The 14,619-nt window shown below is 73.9% G+C and carries 12 protein-coding genes; 10 read left to right on the plus strand and 2 right to left on the minus strand.

All coding sequences use genetic code 11. The annotated features are described in order from the left end of the window. The first annotated feature begins 120 nt into the window (after window positions 1–120). Complete coding sequence (locus GOBS_RS10070; protein WP_012948184.1) at window positions 121–1,041, plus strand: heme o synthase; 921 nt, start codon at window positions 121–123, stop codon at window positions 1,039–1,041. Window positions 1,042–1,479: 438 nt separating this feature from the next. Here GOBS_RS10070 and GOBS_RS10075 read toward each other — a convergent pair whose 3' ends face one another. Next, the gene (locus GOBS_RS10075) at window positions 1,480–2,409 is read right to left on the minus strand and encodes a COX15/CtaA family protein (RefSeq protein WP_012948185.1); all 930 of its coding nucleotides are present in this window, start codon (window positions 2,407–2,409) and stop codon (window positions 1,480–1,482) included. A gap of 218 nt (window positions 2,410–2,627) precedes the next feature. On the opposite strand from GOBS_RS10075, the gene GOBS_RS10080 reads away from it, so the two are divergent. The 9 genes from GOBS_RS10080 (at window position 2,628) to GOBS_RS10120 (ending at window position 12,407) form a co-directional block, all read left to right on the plus strand. Next, a complete protein-coding gene (locus GOBS_RS10080; protein WP_012948186.1) occupies window positions 2,628–5,171 on the plus strand; it encodes an ATP-dependent Clp protease ATP-binding subunit in 2,544 nt (847 codons plus the stop codon). 246 nt (window positions 5,172–5,417) lie between these two features. Beyond that, window positions 5,418–6,275 (plus strand): helix-turn-helix transcriptional regulator, encoded by an 858-nt coding sequence (locus GOBS_RS10085; protein ID WP_243697692.1) that lies wholly within the window; start codon window positions 5,418–5,420, stop codon window positions 6,273–6,275. Further along, window positions 6,272–7,714, plus strand: coding sequence for a Fe-S cluster assembly protein SufB (gene sufB, locus GOBS_RS10090; RefSeq protein WP_012948188.1), 1,443 nt, complete (start codon window positions 6,272–6,274; stop codon window positions 7,712–7,714). Before GOBS_RS10085 ends, sufB begins: the two co-directional genes overlap by 4 nt. Beyond that, window positions 7,714–9,036: a Fe-S cluster assembly protein SufD gene (sufD, locus tag GOBS_RS10095; protein ID WP_012948189.1), complete on the plus strand. Its 1,323-nt coding sequence runs from the start codon at window positions 7,714–7,716 to the stop codon at window positions 9,034–9,036. Before sufB ends, sufD begins: the two co-directional genes overlap by 1 nt. Before the next feature lie 3 nt (window positions 9,037–9,039). Further along, entirely contained in the window at window positions 9,040–9,405 is a 366-nt protein-coding gene (locus GOBS_RS10100) for a non-heme iron oxygenase ferredoxin subunit (protein ID WP_012948190.1), read from the plus strand. Window positions 9,406–9,420: 15 nt separating this feature from the next. Further along, window positions 9,421–10,224, plus strand: a complete 804-nt coding sequence (sufC, locus tag GOBS_RS10105; protein ID WP_012948191.1) for a Fe-S cluster assembly ATPase SufC — start codon at window positions 9,421–9,423, stop codon at window positions 10,222–10,224. Beyond that, window positions 10,221–11,552 (plus strand): cysteine desulfurase, encoded by a 1,332-nt coding sequence (locus GOBS_RS10110; protein WP_012948192.1) that lies wholly within the window; start codon window positions 10,221–10,223, stop codon window positions 11,550–11,552. The genes sufC and GOBS_RS10110 overlap by 4 nt, the downstream gene beginning before the upstream one ends. Before the next feature lie 16 nt (window positions 11,553–11,568). After that, a complete protein-coding gene (sufU, locus tag GOBS_RS10115; protein WP_208104421.1) occupies window positions 11,569–12,021 on the plus strand; it encodes a Fe-S cluster assembly sulfur transfer protein SufU in 453 nt (150 codons plus the stop codon). After that, the gene (locus GOBS_RS10120; protein ID WP_012948194.1) at window positions 12,018–12,407 is read left to right on the plus strand and encodes a metal-sulfur cluster assembly factor; all 390 of its coding nucleotides are present in this window, start codon (window positions 12,018–12,020) and stop codon (window positions 12,405–12,407) included. Before sufU ends, GOBS_RS10120 begins: the two co-directional genes overlap by 4 nt. Before the next feature lie 155 nt (window positions 12,408–12,562). On the opposite strand, the gene GOBS_RS10125 is transcribed toward GOBS_RS10120, so the two are convergent. Beyond that, window positions 12,563–14,617, minus strand: a complete 2,055-nt coding sequence (locus GOBS_RS10125) for an SCO7613 C-terminal domain-containing membrane protein (RefSeq protein ID WP_012948195.1) — start codon at window positions 14,615–14,617, stop codon at window positions 12,563–12,565. Window positions 14,618–14,619: the final 2 nt, after the last annotated feature.

Below are 14,619 nucleotides of genomic sequence, written 5' to 3' on the forward strand. Positions count from 1 at the left end.
CTACAGTTGGTCCGTTCTCCCGTCCCCGGTCGAAAGGGACCCCGTGCTGTCTCCGTACCTGGTGGAGCTGTGCCCGGTGGTGCCCTGGCCGCGCGCCGACACCCCGTCGGTGGCCGCCCGGTGACGACCCTCTCCGAACGCCCGGCCGTCCAGGGCCGGCGCCTTCCGGCCACGATCCGCGCCTACGTCGCGCTGACCAAGCCGCGGATCATCGAGCTGCTGCTCATCACGACCCTGCCGGCGATGATGCTCGCCGTCGGCGGGCTGCCCTCCTGGGAGCTGCTGCTGGCCACCATGGCCGGCGGCACCCTCGCCGCCGCCGCGGCCAACGTCTTCAACTGCTGGTACGACCGCGACATCGACCGGCTCATGCACCGGACCGAGCGCCGGCCGCTGGCCACGGGCGAGATCACGCCGCGCGCGGCGCTGGTGTTCGGCCTGGTGCTCACGGTGCTGTCGGTCGCGCTGCTGTACGTCACGACGACACCGCTGGCCGCCGTCCTGGCCCTGGGCGCGATCGCCTACTACGCCGTGGTCTACACGATGGTGCTCAAGCGGCACACCCGGCACTCGACGCTGTTCGGCGGGGTGCCCGGGGCGGCGCCGGTGCTCATCGGCTGGGCCGCGGTCACCGGGACGCTGGCCTGGCCCGCGGTGGTCTTCTTCGGCGTCGTCTTCTGCTGGCAGCTGCCGCACTTCTGGGCGCTGGCGATGCGCTTCCGTGCCGACTACGCGCGGGCCGACGTGCCGATGCTGCCGGTGGTGGCCAGCCCCCTGTCGGTCGGCCGGCAGACCGTCGTCTGGTCCTGGCTGACCGTCGCGGTCTCGCTGCTGCTGTGGCCGGTGGCCGACGGCTACGGGATCGGCTGGGTCTACACCGGCGCCGCGGCCGCGCTGGGGCTCTGGTTCGTCGTCGAGGCGCACCGGCTGCTGCGGCGCATCCGCTCGGGTGCGGAGACCAAGCCGATGCAGCTGTTCCACGTCTCGATCTCGTACATGGCGCTGCTCTCGGTCGCGATCATCGTCGACGTCCTGGTCTGACGAAGGACCCCGTCCTCCCCACCCTTCGCAAGCTCAGGCCGGGGCCCGAGACGGGGCCGGCGGTGACGCCGCGGTGACGGGCCCTCCCTAGCCTGTGCGGCGCCCGCTGGACGCTGCCGGGGAGGTCGCCATGCCGGATCGTCGACGGGCGCCACTGGTCCTGCTGGCCACGCTGCTCGGCGCGCTCACCGCGCCGGCGTCAGCGTCGGCGGCGGCGGTCCCACCCCCGGAGGCCGGCGTCCCGGAGCTCGTCGATGGAGCTCGTCGACGGGAACGCCTACGTGGTCACCTACGACGGCGAGGTCTGGCGGGTCGGGGACCTGCCCGGCTGCCGGCACCGCTGACCCGGCCGGCCCCGCCGGTCGGACCGATCGACCGGAGGAGCAGCTGGCTGCACGCGGAGGGCCGGGTCGAGCGACACGGCGGCCGGGACCGGCGTCAGCGCGCGGCGGAGGCCGGGACCAGCGGAGAGTGCAGCGGCAGCTCGGACGCCGGCCCGCGGACCGACCAGACCAGGCGCGCGGTGAACGCCGTCACCAGCACCGCGCCGAGCATGTGCAGCAGCACCAGCGCGACCGGCAGGTCGGTGAAGTACTGCACGTAGCCGACGACGCCCTGCGCCAGCTGGACCACGAGCAGGTCGCGCGCCGCCCGCTTCACGCGGCCGGGGGCGTCGGTGGCGTACAGCGACACGAGCAGCGCGACGGTCAGCCCGACCAGCAGGAACACCGCGTCGGCGTGCAGCTGGCTGACCAGCTCGACGTCGAAGCCCATCCGGTCGCCGGTCGGGACGTCGTCGGCGTCGACGTCGCCGCTGTGCGGCCCGCTGCCGGTCACCAGCGTGCCGAGCACCAGGACGACGGCGGTGACGGCGGCGGCGCCGGTCACCAGCAGTGCCAGCGGACGGCGCAGCAGCGGCCGGCCCACCCCGGGCTCGCGGGAGCGCAGCCACAGCACGGTGGCGAGCGCGATCAGCACGATCGAGACGAGGAAGTGCGCCGCGACCGTCCACGGGTTCAGGCCGGTGAGCACGGTGACCCCGCCGAGCAGCGCCTGCGCGGGGATGCCGAGGAAGGTCAGGACGGCGAGCGGGCGCAGGTCGCGGCGCTCGGACCGCCACACCGCCACGACGGTGGCGATGGCGACCGCGGCGAGCACGAAGGTGAGCAGCCGGTTGCCGAACTCGATGACGCCGTGGCCGGCGAGCTCGGGCGTGGCGACGAAGCTCTCGCTCGTGCACCGCGGCCAGGTCGGGCAGCCCAGGCCCGAGCCGGTGAGCCGGACGGCGCCGCCGGTGACGACGATGGCGCCGTTGGCGACGGCGTTGGCCAGGGCGAGCCGCGAGACGACGGCGGGGGAGACCGGCACGGGCCGATGCTAGCCGCGCGGACGCCCCCTCCCGGTTCGCCCAGAGCAGATCACCGGGCGGAAGCGCAGGCCGACGTCCCGCGCTGTACGGGACACGAGCGGCCGACGGGCCGCCGCCGGTGTCGGTGTGCGCATCCGGGTAGGGGACCCCTCAGCGGGAGCCTTCCGCGGACGACTCCGAGAGCCCACCGGCCGATCCGACTCCCTTGGACGTGAGCATGACCAGCCCCTTCTACCCGGGCCCCTACGGGAGCCCCTTCGACGACTTCTTCGCCCGCTTCACCAGAGGGGGACAGCAGCCGCAGCGGCAGCGGATCGACATCACCCAGTTCCTCAGCCAGCAGGCGCGGGAACTGGTCAACGCCGCGGCGCACCAGGCGGTGGCCGGCGGCAGCGCCGACCTGGGCACCGAGCACCTGCTCTGGGCGATGACGGGCGACGAGAGCACCCGCCAGTTCCTGGCCCGCTCGGGCACCGACCCCGACCGGCTGCGCTCCTCCCTCGAGGAGCAGCTGGTGCGTGGCGAGCCCCGGGACGAGCCGCCGTCCCTCACCCCGGCCGCCAAGCGCGCCCTCCTCGACGCCCACCGCGTCTCCCGCGCCCTGGGCTCGACCTACATCGGGCCCGAGCACCTGCTGTTCGCCCTGGCCGTCAACCCCGACTCCCCGGGCGGGCGGGCGCTGCGCGAGCAGGGCGTCACCCCGGAGGCCCTCCAGCAGGCGGCCACCGGCGGTCCGCAGCCCGGCGCGGGTGGACGCTCCGGCGGCCCCGGCCAGGCCGGTCCGTCGAACACGCCGACCCTCGACGAGTTCGGCCGCGACCTGACCCAGCTGGCCCGCGACGGCCGGATCGACCCGGTGATCGGCCGTGAGCTGGAGATCGAGCAGACCGTCGAGGTGCTCTCCCGGCGGCGGAAGAACAACCCGGTGCTCATCGGCGAGGCCGGCGTCGGCAAGACCGCGATCGTCGAGGGCATCGCCGCGCAGATCGTCGAGGGCGACGTGCCGGAGACCCTCCGCGGCCGGCGGCTCGTCGAGCTCGACCTGACCGGCCTGGTGGCCGGGACCCGCTACCGCGGCGACTTCGAGGAGCGGCTCAAGAAGGTCATGGACGAGATCCGCGAGCACTCCGACGAGGTCATCGTCTTCATCGACGAGCTGCACACCGTCGTCGGGGCCGGCGCCTCCGAGGGCTCCGGCGGCGCGGGCAACATGCTCAAGCCGGCCCTGGCCCGCGGCGAGCTGCACATCATCGGCGCGACCACGCTCGACGAGTATCGCCGCAACATCGAGAAGGACGCGGCGCTGGAGCGCCGGTTCCAGCCGATCCTGGTGCCGGAGCCCGGCGTCGAGGACACCGTGCAAATCCTCTGCGGCCTGCGGGACCGGTACGAGGCCCACCACGGGGTGCGCTTCACCGACGACGCGATCCGGGCCGCGGTGGAGCTGTCCGACCGCTACGTGACCGACCGGCACCTGCCCGACAAGGCGATCGACCTCATCGACCAGGCCGGCGCTCGCGTGCGGCGGCGGGTGAAGACGCCGCCGACCGACCTGCGCGGCCTCGAGCAGGAGGTCGAGCGGCTGCAGCGGGAGAAGGACCAGGCCGTCGCCGCCGAGCAGTACGAGCGGGCCTCCGAGCTGCGCGACCAGCTGGCCGAGGCGCAGGCGCGCCTGGAGCAGGCGCGGTCGGGCGGCGGGCAGCCCGGCGTCCCGGAGGTCGGCGTCGAGGACATCGCCGAGGTGGTCTCGCGCAGCACCGGCATCCCGGTCAGCCAGCTCACGCAGGAGGAGGTGCAGCGGCTGCTCGGGCTCGAGGACCACCTGCACCAGCGGGTCGTCGGCCAGGACGACGCCGTCCGCGTGGTCGCCGAGGCGGTGCGCCGCTCGCGGGTCGGCCTGGGCGACCCCGACCGGCCGATCGGCAGCTTCCTGTTCCTCGGGCCCACCGGCGTCGGCAAGACCGAGCTGGCGCGGGCGCTGGCCGAGGCGCTGTTCGGCGACGAGGACCGGATGATCCGGCTGGACATGAGCGAGTTCCAGGAGCGGCACACCGTCAGCCGCCTCGTGGGCTCCCCGCCCGGGTACGTCGGGTACGAGGACGCCGGCCAGCTCACCGAGGCGGTGCGCCGGCGGCCCTACTCGGTGGTGCTGCTGGACGAGATCGAGAAGGCGCACCCCGACGTCTTCAACACCCTGCTGCAGGTGCTCGACGACGGCCGGCTCACCGACTCGCAGGGCCGCACGGTCGACTTCAAGAACACCGTGCTGATCATGACCAGCAACCTGGGCTCGGAGCTGATCCAGGGCCGCAACACCCCGCTCGGGTTCGGCGCCGGGAACGCGGCGGCCTCGGACGACGGGCTGCGCGAGCGGTTGCTGCGGCGGCTGCGCGAGCAGTTCCGCCCGGAGTTCCTCAACCGCGTCGACGAGATCGTGGTGTTCCAGCAACTGGAGACCGAGCAGCTGGCGCAGATCACCCGGCTGCTGCTCGACGAGACGCGCCGGCGGCTGGCGGCCCAGGACATCGAGGTGACCGTCACCGACGAGGCGGTCACCTGGATCGCCGAGCATGGTTTCGAGCCGCAGTTCGGCGCCCGGCCGCTGCGCCGGGCCATCCAGCGGGAGGTCGACAACCCGCTGTCGCGGCTGCTGCTCGACGGCCGGCTGGGGTCGGGCCGGAGGGTCACGGTCGGGGTGCGGGACGGCGCCCTCGACTTCTCCGTCGACCAGCCCGCGGAGGCCGCTCCGGCAGGCGTCTGAAGGACGACCGGCTGAGCCTGCCGGGGCCGCACCGGTCACCGGGCCGGCGGGGGAGGTGCGCGACACCGCCCCCCGCCGGCCGCGGCCCGGGTCAGCAGCCGTGCCCGGCTTCGGCCAGGCCCGGTCGCGGCGCTGGCCGAGCCCGTTCCAGGCTCAGGCCGGGACCGTCCCCGGCTCAGGCCGGGCCCATTCCCGGCTTAGGTTGCCCTTGCTTGCACGCGCCGGGAAATAGGTAACACTCGTGTTGTGGAAAGCGGCACGGTGCAGGTGACGGGCGGGGCGAGCGCGCCGGCCCGGCCCTCGCCGTCCGCCGACGACGGGCGCACGCGGCACCGCGTGGCCGCCCTGCTGCTGGAGCACGGCCCGCAGACCGCGACCGAGCTCGCCGGGCGGCTGGGCGTCTCGCCGACCGCCGTCCGCCGGCACCTCGACGCGCTCGTCTCCACCGGCCGGGTCGAGGAGCGGCACGCTCCCGGCACCCCGCGGGGGCGGGGCCGCCCGGCCCGGCTGTTCCACCTGACCGACGCCGGCCGGTCGCACTTCCCGCACGCCTACGACGACCTGGCGCTGACCGCGCTGCGGTTCGTCGCGGCGCAGGGCGGGCCGGACGCCGTCCGCGCGGTGGCCGAGGCCCAGCTCGCCGGACTGGAGCAGCGCTGCTCGGCCGCGGTGGAGGCAGCACCGGGCGCCCCGGTCGACCGGGCCCAGGCCCTCGCCGGCGCGCTCACGGCCGAGGGCTACGCTGCCTCGGCCTCGGCGATCTCCGGTGGCGGTCAGCTGTGCCAGCACCACTGCCCGGTCGCGCACGTGGCGGCGGAGTTCCCGCAGCTGTGCGAGGCCGAGACGGCCGTGATCGGCCGGCTCGTCGGCACGCACGTGCAGCGGCTGGCCACGATCGCCCACGGCGACGGGGTGTGCACCACGCACATCCCGGGGCCGGTCCGCCGCGCGAGCGGCGGAGAGCACATGCGCGCGGGGAACAGATCGGGCCCCGCGAGCCCTGTACCGGACGAGCGCACGGCGCACCGGCTGCGAGCCGGCGGGCGCCCCGCACCGTCCACCAGCAGCACCCCCACGAACGACCGGGAGAGGACGCCCGCATGACCAGCACCCAGCAGCCGGTGACCGGCACGCCGCTCACCCAGGACGAGCAGATCGAGCAGCTCGGCCGGTACCAGTACGGGTGGGCGGACGCCGACGTCGCCGGATCCGCCGCCAGGCGCGGGCTCAGCGAGGACGTCGTCCGGGACATCTCGGCCCGCAAGGACGAGCCCGAGTGGATGCTCGAGCGGCGCCTCAAGGCGCTCAAGCTCTTCGGCCGCAAGCCCATGCCCGACTGGGGCTCGGACCTCTCCGGGATCGACTTCCAGAACATCAAGTACTTCGTGCGCTCCACTGAGGCCCAGGCGGCCTCGTGGGAGGACCTCCCCGACGACATCAAGAACACGTACGACCGGCTCGGCATCCCCGAGGCGGAGAAGCAGCGCCTGGTCTCCGGTGTCGCCGCGCAGTACGAGTCCGAGGTCGTCTACCACCAGATCCAGAAGGAGCTGGAGGACCAGGGCGTCGTCTTCCTGGACACCGACTCGGCCCTGAAGGAGCACCCGGAGATCTTCCGGGAGTACTTCGGCTCGGTGATCCCGTCCGGCGACAACAAGTTCGCCGCGCTGAACACCGCCGTCTGGTCCGGTGGCTCGTTCATCTATGTGCCGAAGGGCGTGCACGTCGACATCCCGCTGCAGGCCTACTTCCGGATCAACACCGAGAACATGGGCCAGTTCGAGCGGACGCTGATCATCGTCGACGAGGGCGCCTACGTGCACTACGTCGAGGGCTGCACGGCGCCGATCTACAAGTCGGACTCGCTGCACTCCGCGGTCGTCGAGATCATCGTCAAGAAGAACGCGCGCTGCCGGTACACGACCATCCAGAACTGGTCGAACAACGTCTACAACCTGGTCACCAAGCGGGCGATCGCCCACGAGGGCGCGACCATGGAGTGGGTCGACGGCAACCTCGGCTCCAAGGTGACGATGAAGTACCCGGCGGTCTGGATGACCGGCGAGCACGCCAAGGGCGAGGTGCTCTCCATCGCCTTCGCCGGCGAGGGGCAGCACCAGGACGCCGGCGCCAAGATGGTGCACGCGGCGCCGAACACCTCCTCGACCATCGTGTCGAAGTCGGTGGCGCGCGGTGGCGGCCGCACCTCCTACCGCGGCCTGGTCCAGGTCGACGAGGGAGCGCACGGCTCGAAGTCGACGGTCAAGTGCGACGCGCTGCTGGTCGACACCATCAGCCGGTCGGACACCTACCCCTACGTCGACGTCCGCGAGGACGACGTCGCGATGGGCCACGAGGCGACCGTCTCCCGGGTCAGCGACGACCAGCTCTTCTACCTGATGAGCCGCGGTCTGTCCGAGGACGAGGCGATGGCGATGGTGGTCCGCGGCTTCGTGGAGCCCATCGCCCGCGAGCTCCCCATGGAGTACGCCCTCGAGCTCAACCGCCTGATCGAGCTGCAGATGGAAGGTGCCGTCGGCTGATGTCGGCAGAGAACAGCCCCGCCAACACCACCGGCCTCACCACCGAGTCGGCCACGCTCGCCGGCGAGCTCTTCGCCGAGGGCGTGGGCGCGCAGGCCGGCCCGCCCAGCACGCCGGCCCCCGGCACCGGCACCGCCGGCCAGGCCGCGCCGGGCGCGCACTCGCACGGCGGGCCGGCGCCGACCGGCTCGCCGGCCGAGCGCTTCACCTCGACCGACCCGGACGCCTTCGGGGTGCCCACCGGCCGCGAGGAGACCTGGCGCTTCACCCCGATGAAGCGCATCCGCCCGCTGCTGGACGGCGCCCCGTCGGACGCCCACCTCCAGTGGGACACCGACCTGCCCGACGGCGTCGAGCTGGCCAGCGTCGAGGCCGACGACCCGCTGCTCAAGGGCCTGCCCGAGCCGGTCGACCGCCTCGCCGCGCTGGCCCGCCAGCGCAGCGGCGGCGCCGCCGTCGTCCGGGTGCCGGCCGAGGCCCAGCTCGACCGCGCGGTCACGCTGCGGCTGTCGGGCACCGGCTCCGAGGACGTCGTGTGGGGTCAGCTCGTCGTCGAGGTCGGCGCCTTCGCGAAGGCGACCGTCGTCCTCGACCACGCCGGCCTGGCCAGGTACGCGGGCGGCGTCGCCGTCCTCGTCGGTGACGGCGCGCAGGTCACCGTCGTCTCCGTGCAGGAGTGGGCGCCGGGCGCGGTCCACGGTGGGCAGTTCGACGCCGTCGTCGGCCGCGACGCCACCTTCAAGCAGGTCGTGGTGACCCTCGGCGGCGACCTGGTGCGGCTGGTCAGCAACGTCCAGTACGCCGGTCCCGGCGGGACGGCGGAGCTCTTCGGCGTCTACTTCTCCGACGAGACCCAGCACCAGGAGCACCGGCTCTGGGTGGACCACGCGGTGCCCAACTGCACCAGCAACGTGCTCTACAAGGGCGCGCTGCAGGGCGAGGGGGCGCGCACGGTCTGGATCGGCGACGTCCGCATCCGGCCGTCCGCCACCGGCACGGACACCTACGAGCTCAACCGCAACCTGGTGCTCACCGACGGTGCCCGCGCCGACTCGGTGCCCAACCTGGAGATCGAGACCGGTGAGATCGTCGGCGCCGGCCACGCCAGCGCCACCGGCCGCTTCGACGACGAGCAGCTGTTCTACCTCTGCTCGCGGGGCATCGACGCCGAGACCGCGCGCCGCCTGGTCGTCCGCGGCTTCTTCGCCGACGTCGTCCAGCACATCGGCATCGACGAGCTGCAGGACCGGCTGATGCGCGGCATCGAGACCCGTCTCGGTGCGCTGCCCGGCCTGGACGAGCAGCCGGTCGAGGTGGCCTGACCCATGGCCTTCGAGCGGGTGTGCGGGCTCTCCGAGGTCCCGGAGAACGGCGCCCTGCGGGTGGAGCTGGCCGACGTCGACGTGGCCGTCGTCCGGTACGAGGACGACGTGTACGCGATCCAGGACGTCTGCTCGCACGCCGAGGTCCCGCTGTCGGAGGGCGACGTCGAGGACTTCGACGGCGCCCCCACCATCGAGTGCTGGCTGCACGGGTCGTGCTTCGACCTGCGCACCGGCGAGCCCACCAACCTGCCGGCCACCGAGCCGGTCGACGTCTACCCGGTCCGCGTGGAGGGGGAGGACGTGCTCGTCGACACGGAGGCAAGCGCTGTGTCCGACGACGTCCTCCCCCGCGCGGCCGGCAACTGAGGAGCGAGAAGAGAAGTGTCCGTTCTGGAGATCCGCGACCTGCACGTCACCGTCGGCGAGGGTGACGACGCCAAGGAGATCCTCCGCGGCGTCGACCTCACCATCCGGTCGGGCGAGACGCACGCGATCATGGGGCCGAACGGGTCGGGCAAGTCGACCCTGGCCTACTCGATCGCCGGCCACCCCAAGTATACGATCACCGGTGGCACGGTGACCCTCGACGGCGAGGACGTCCTCGCGATGACCGTCGACGAGCGCGCCCGTGCCGGCCTGTTCCTGGCCATGCAGTACCCGGTCGAGGTCCCCGGCGTCTCGGTGTCGAACTTCCTGCGCACCGCCGCCACCGCCATCAAGGGCGAGGCCCCCAAGCTGCGGACCTGGGTCAAGGACGTCAAGACCGAGATGGCCGGCCTCGAGATGGACCCGGCGTTCGCCGAGCGCAACGTCAACGAGGGCTTCTCCGGCGGTGAGAAGAAGCGCCACGAGATCCTGCAGATGCGGCTGCTCAAGCCGGCCATCGCGATCCTCGACGAGACCGACTCCGGCCTCGACGTCGACGCGCTGCGGGTCGTCTCCGAGGGCGTCAACCGCACCCGCGAGGAGGGTGACGTCGGCGTCATGCTGATCACCCACTACACGCGGATCCTGCGCTACATCAAGCCCGACTTCGTGCACGTCTTCGTCGCCGGCCGGGTCGTGGACGAGGGCGGCCCGGAGCTGGCGGCCAAGCTCGAGGAAGAGGGCTACGCCGCCTACGTCAAGGACTCCAACGAGCAGGCGAGCATCGAGAAGGCCGCCGCGGAGGTCGCATCCGCATGACCCAGACCGTCTCGCGTCCCGCAGCCGGGGCGCAGAAGGCGCCCCTGCCCCTGGACGTCGAGGCGATCCGGGCGGACTTCCCGATCCTGTCCCGCACCGTGCGGGACGGGAAGCGGCTGGTCTACCTGGACTCCGGGGCCACCTCGCAGAAGCCGCTGGGCGTGCTCGACGCGGAGCGCGACTTCTACCTGACCTGCAACGCAGCGCCGCACCGGGGCGCGCACCAGCTCGCCGAAGAGGCGACCGCCCGCTACGAGGCGGCCCGCGCCACCATCGGCGCGTTCATCGGTGCGCCGGCCGAGGAGGTCGTGTTCACCCGCAACAGCACCGAGGCGATCAACCTGGTCGCCTACGCGCTGTCGAACGCGGCCACGGCCAAGGAGCCGGAGTTCCGGCGGTACGCCGTCGGCCAGGGCGACGAGATCGTCGTCACCGAGATGGAGCACCACGCCAACCTCGTGCCCTGGCAGCAGCTCTGCGAGCGCACCGGCGCCACCCTGCGCTGGCTCGGGCTGACCGACGACGGCCGGCTGGAGCTGTCCGACCTCGGCACGGTGGTCAACGAGCGCACCAAGCTGGTCGCGGTCACCCAGCAGTCGAACATCCTCGGCACGATCAACCCGCTCGGGGAGATCTCCGCGCGGGCCCGCGAGGTCGGCGCCCTGCTGCTGGTCGACGGCGCGCAGTCGGTGCCGCACCAGCCGGTCGACGTCACCACGCTGGGTGCCGACTTCCTGGTGTTCTCCGGCCACAAGATGCTCGGGCCCACGGGCGTCGGCGTCCTGTGGGGCCGCTACGAGGTGCTCGACGCGCTGCCGCCCTTCCTCACCGGCGGCTCGATGATCGAGGTCGTGCGCATGGAGGGCAGCACCTTCATGCCGCCGCCGCAGCGCTTCGAGGCCGGCGTCCCGATGACCGCCCAGGTGATCGGGCTCGCCGCCGCCGTCGAGTACCTGCAGCGGCTCGGCATGGACCGCGTGCAGGCGCACGAGGAGGCGCTCACCGGCTACGCGCTGGCGAAGCTGGCCGAGATCCCCGGCGTCACGGTGATCGGCCCGCCCGACACCGTCGCCCGCGGCGGCGCGGTCTCCTTCACCGTCGAGGGCATCCACCCGCACGACGTCGGCCAGGTCCTCGACGACCTCGGCGTCGAGGTGCGGGTCGGCCACCACTGCGCCTGGCCGGTGGTGCGCCGCTACGGCGTCCCGGCCACGACGCGGGCCACCTTCTACGTGCACACCGGCTACGACGACATCGACGCGCTCGCCGACGCCATCCGGGAAGCCCAGCGCTTCTTCGGTGTCGCACCAACCGCGGGGGTCGCCTGAGATGCAGTTGCAGTCGATGTACCAGGAAATCATCCTGGACCACTACCGCAACCCGCACGGCCGCGGGCTGCGCGAACCGTTCGAGGCCGAGGTGCACCACGTCAACCCGACCTGTGGTGACGAGGTCACCCTGCGGGTACACCTGGACGGCGACACCCTCGCCGACGTCTCCTACGAGGGGATGGGCTGCTCGATCAGCCAGGCGTCGGTGTCGGCGATGTACGAGCTGGTCATCGGCAAGTCGGTGCCCGAGGCACTGGAGACCGGCGAGCACTTCACGACCCTGATGCAGAGCAAGGGCGACGCGTCGGTGGCCGAGAAGCTCGAGGACGAGCTGGAGGACGCCATCGCGTTCGCCGGCGTCTCCAAGTACCCGGCGCGGATCAAGTGCGCGCTGATGAGCTGGATGGCCCTCAAGGACGCGTCCGCCCGCGCGCTGGCGGCCGCCCAGACTGGAGGCAAGGCATGAGTGAGACCACCGAGAACGCCACCCCGGCGACCGACGGGGCGCCGGGCGACCTCCCGGCTTTCAAGTCGGCGCTGCTCGAGGACGTCGAGGAGGCCATGCGCGACGTCGTCGACCCCGAGCTGGGGGTCAACGTCGTCGACCTCGGCCTGGTCTACGGCATCGACGTCGTCGACGAGGTCGCGGTCATCGACATGACGCTGACCTCGGCGGCCTGCCCGCTGACCGACGTCATCGAGGACCAGGCGCGCCAGGCCCTCACCGGCGGCCCCGGCCCCGGCCTGGTCGACGACATCCGGATCAATTGGGTCTGGATGCCGCCGTGGGGCCCGGACAAGATCACCGACGACGGCCGCGAGCAGCTGCGCGCCCTCGGCTTCCGCGTCTGAGGCAGGACCCCCTCCCTCCCCACCCCTCGCAGGCTCGGGGCGGGGCCCTGGAAGGGGGCCGCTGCAGCACGTCACCACCCGCCCCTGCAGCAGGTCCGCCTCCGACGCTGCGACAGCCCGCACCCTCCTGTCGAGGGTGCGGGCCGTCGTCGTCTCTAGCGCATCTCGGCCAGGCGGGCGTTGAACCCGGCGACCGGGTGGCGCTCGCGCCGGGCCCCGACCGCCAGCAGCACCACCCCCACGACGAGGGTGCCGGTCACCGGCAGCGGCAGCGCCAGCACGGCCAGCCCGAGGGCCAGGGCTACCGCGGTCCAGGCAGCGACGACCAGCGGCGCGCGCACCGCCCGCCACGCGGCCACGCCCATCACCGTGGCAGCCACCAGCAGCACCAGCACCGGCCGGGGGCTGCCAGGCTCCACCACCGCCCATCCCACGGACGGGACCGCCGCGACCAGCAGCCCCGGACCCCACGCCGGCCAGGACGGCCCGTCGGCCAGCCGTGGCCCGGCGGCCAGCAGCAGCCCCAGCGCGGCCGGCAGCGTGTAGGCCTCCACGACCGACGAGCCCGCCAGCGCGGCGGCCGTCCACGCGGCGCCCACCAGCTGGGCCGCGCCGGCCCGCCAGGCGGGGGATCCCTCCGGGGCGCCGTTCCGCGGGTCCGGCGTGTGCCAGGCGTGCCAGCCCCAGGCGCAGGTCACCAGCCCCTGCGCGGCCAGCTGGACCGCCAGCGCGCCGCGGTCGCGGGCGACCACCAGCAGCACCACCGCCAGCCCCGCGCAGACCGCGCCGGTGACGACGGTGGCCCGCCGCGTCTGCCGATCGAGCACCAGCCCGGCACCCAGCGACGCCGCATAGAGGACGCCGAGGCAGACCGCGGCCGCCCCGGCACCCACCAGTCCGCTCGCGACGGCGACCAGTGCAGCACCGGCCAGGCAGCCGACCGCGGCCGGCGCGGCCACGGGCCGGTCGTCGCGCCGCAGCGCCGCGACCAGCACGCACGGCAGCGCGGTGAGCACCAGCAGCAGGACCAGCTCCAGCCACCGCGACCCGGCGACGAGCCGGCCGACGCTCAGCACGACCAGCGTGCCGCCCGCCGCGAGGGCAGCCGGGAGGAACAGGCCGCGTACCCAGCCGGTGAGCAGCGCCGCAGCGGCCGCGGCGAGCAGCACTCCCGTGTAGCCGGCGAGCAGCACCGCGCCGGGCCCCGGAGCGCCCAGCGCGCCGCCGAGCGCCGCCCCCGAGACCGCACCGGCCAGGACGGGGACCGCGGCCGGCGGTCCGAGCAACGGCTCCAGGGCACGGTCCAGCCGCGCGGCGACCAGCTCCAGAGCAGCGGCGACCGTGAGCGCGGCCGAGGTCCAGCGGGCACCCGCGTCGGCGGTCCACGCCGTCCCCACGGCACCGACCACGCCGGCGACCCACCACGGCGCGGTGGTGACCAGCGCGACCCGGGCGACGAGCCGGCGGGCGCCCAGCGCCACGCCGAGCCCGACCAGCGCGACGGTCAGCATCCAGACGGTCCGGACGTCGCCGGCCTCGGTTCCGTCGAGGGCGCGCAGCGCGGCCAGCTGCCCGGTCAGCCAGGCGGCCAGCGGCCAGGTCGCCGGGCGGCGCAGCAGCCGGGCGAGGACGAGGAAGACGCCGCTGAGCAGCAGCGGTGGGACGACGGAGCCGCGCAGCAGGGAGGTCCCGGCGTCGGCGCCCAGCACGGCCAGCGCCACCGCGGCAGCGGCGAGGGTCTCCTCGGTGGCGCGCAGCCGGGCGTAGGAGCCCCAGGCCGATACGCCCGCGGCCGCCGCGGCCAGCGCCAGCAGCAGCACCCGGGCCGACCCGCCGCCGTAGGCCGCGGCCGCCGCCCCACCGGCGCTGACGACCAGCACGGCGCCGACGACGAGGAGCAGCTGCGGCGGCCGGGCGCGGTAGGGGAGCGGTGGCACCGGCGCAGCGTCCACGACGTCCTCCTCCCGCGTCCGTGCGACCGGTCCACGGTAGGGCTGGGCGCTCCCGGGCCACGCTCCCGCCGGCTCGCGCGTTCCGGGCGCCTCGTGTCGGCGCCTCCACCGGGCTCGGGACGCGCGGTAGGCGGCCACGAGGAACGGTGCGCCCGCCCCGGCCACGGTCGCCAGGACCAGCCCCGCGGCGAGGAGGTCGGCGACGCCGCCGAGGCGGGCCAGTGACCCGGCCAGGGCCAGCGCGCTGACCCCCGCCACCG

It is taken from the genome of Geodermatophilus obscurus DSM 43160 (genome assembly GCF_000025345.1).
In the GTDB taxonomy this organism is placed as follows: Bacteria; Actinomycetota; Actinomycetes; order Mycobacteriales; family Geodermatophilaceae; genus Geodermatophilus; species Geodermatophilus obscurus.

Coding starts and splice junctions, on each gene's coding strand:
- GOBS_RS10080 (WP_012948186.1), top strand. CDS start 2,628: ATGACCAGCCCCTTCTACCCGGGCCCCTACGGGAGCCCCTTCGACGAC.
- sufB (WP_012948188.1), top strand. CDS start 6,272: ATGACCAGCACCCAGCAGCCGGTGACCGGCACGCCGCTCACCCAGGAC.
- sufD (WP_012948189.1), top strand. CDS start 7,714: ATGTCGGCAGAGAACAGCCCCGCCAACACCACCGGCCTCACCACCGAG.
- GOBS_RS10100 (WP_012948190.1), top strand. CDS start 9,040: ATGGCCTTCGAGCGGGTGTGCGGGCTCTCCGAGGTCCCGGAGAACGGC.
- GOBS_RS10110 (WP_012948192.1), top strand. CDS start 10,221: ATGACCCAGACCGTCTCGCGTCCCGCAGCCGGGGCGCAGAAGGCGCCC.
- sufU (WP_208104421.1), top strand. CDS start 11,569: ATGTACCAGGAAATCATCCTGGACCACTACCGCAACCCGCACGGCCGC.
- GOBS_RS10120 (WP_012948194.1), top strand. CDS start 12,018: ATGAGTGAGACCACCGAGAACGCCACCCCGGCGACCGACGGGGCGCCG.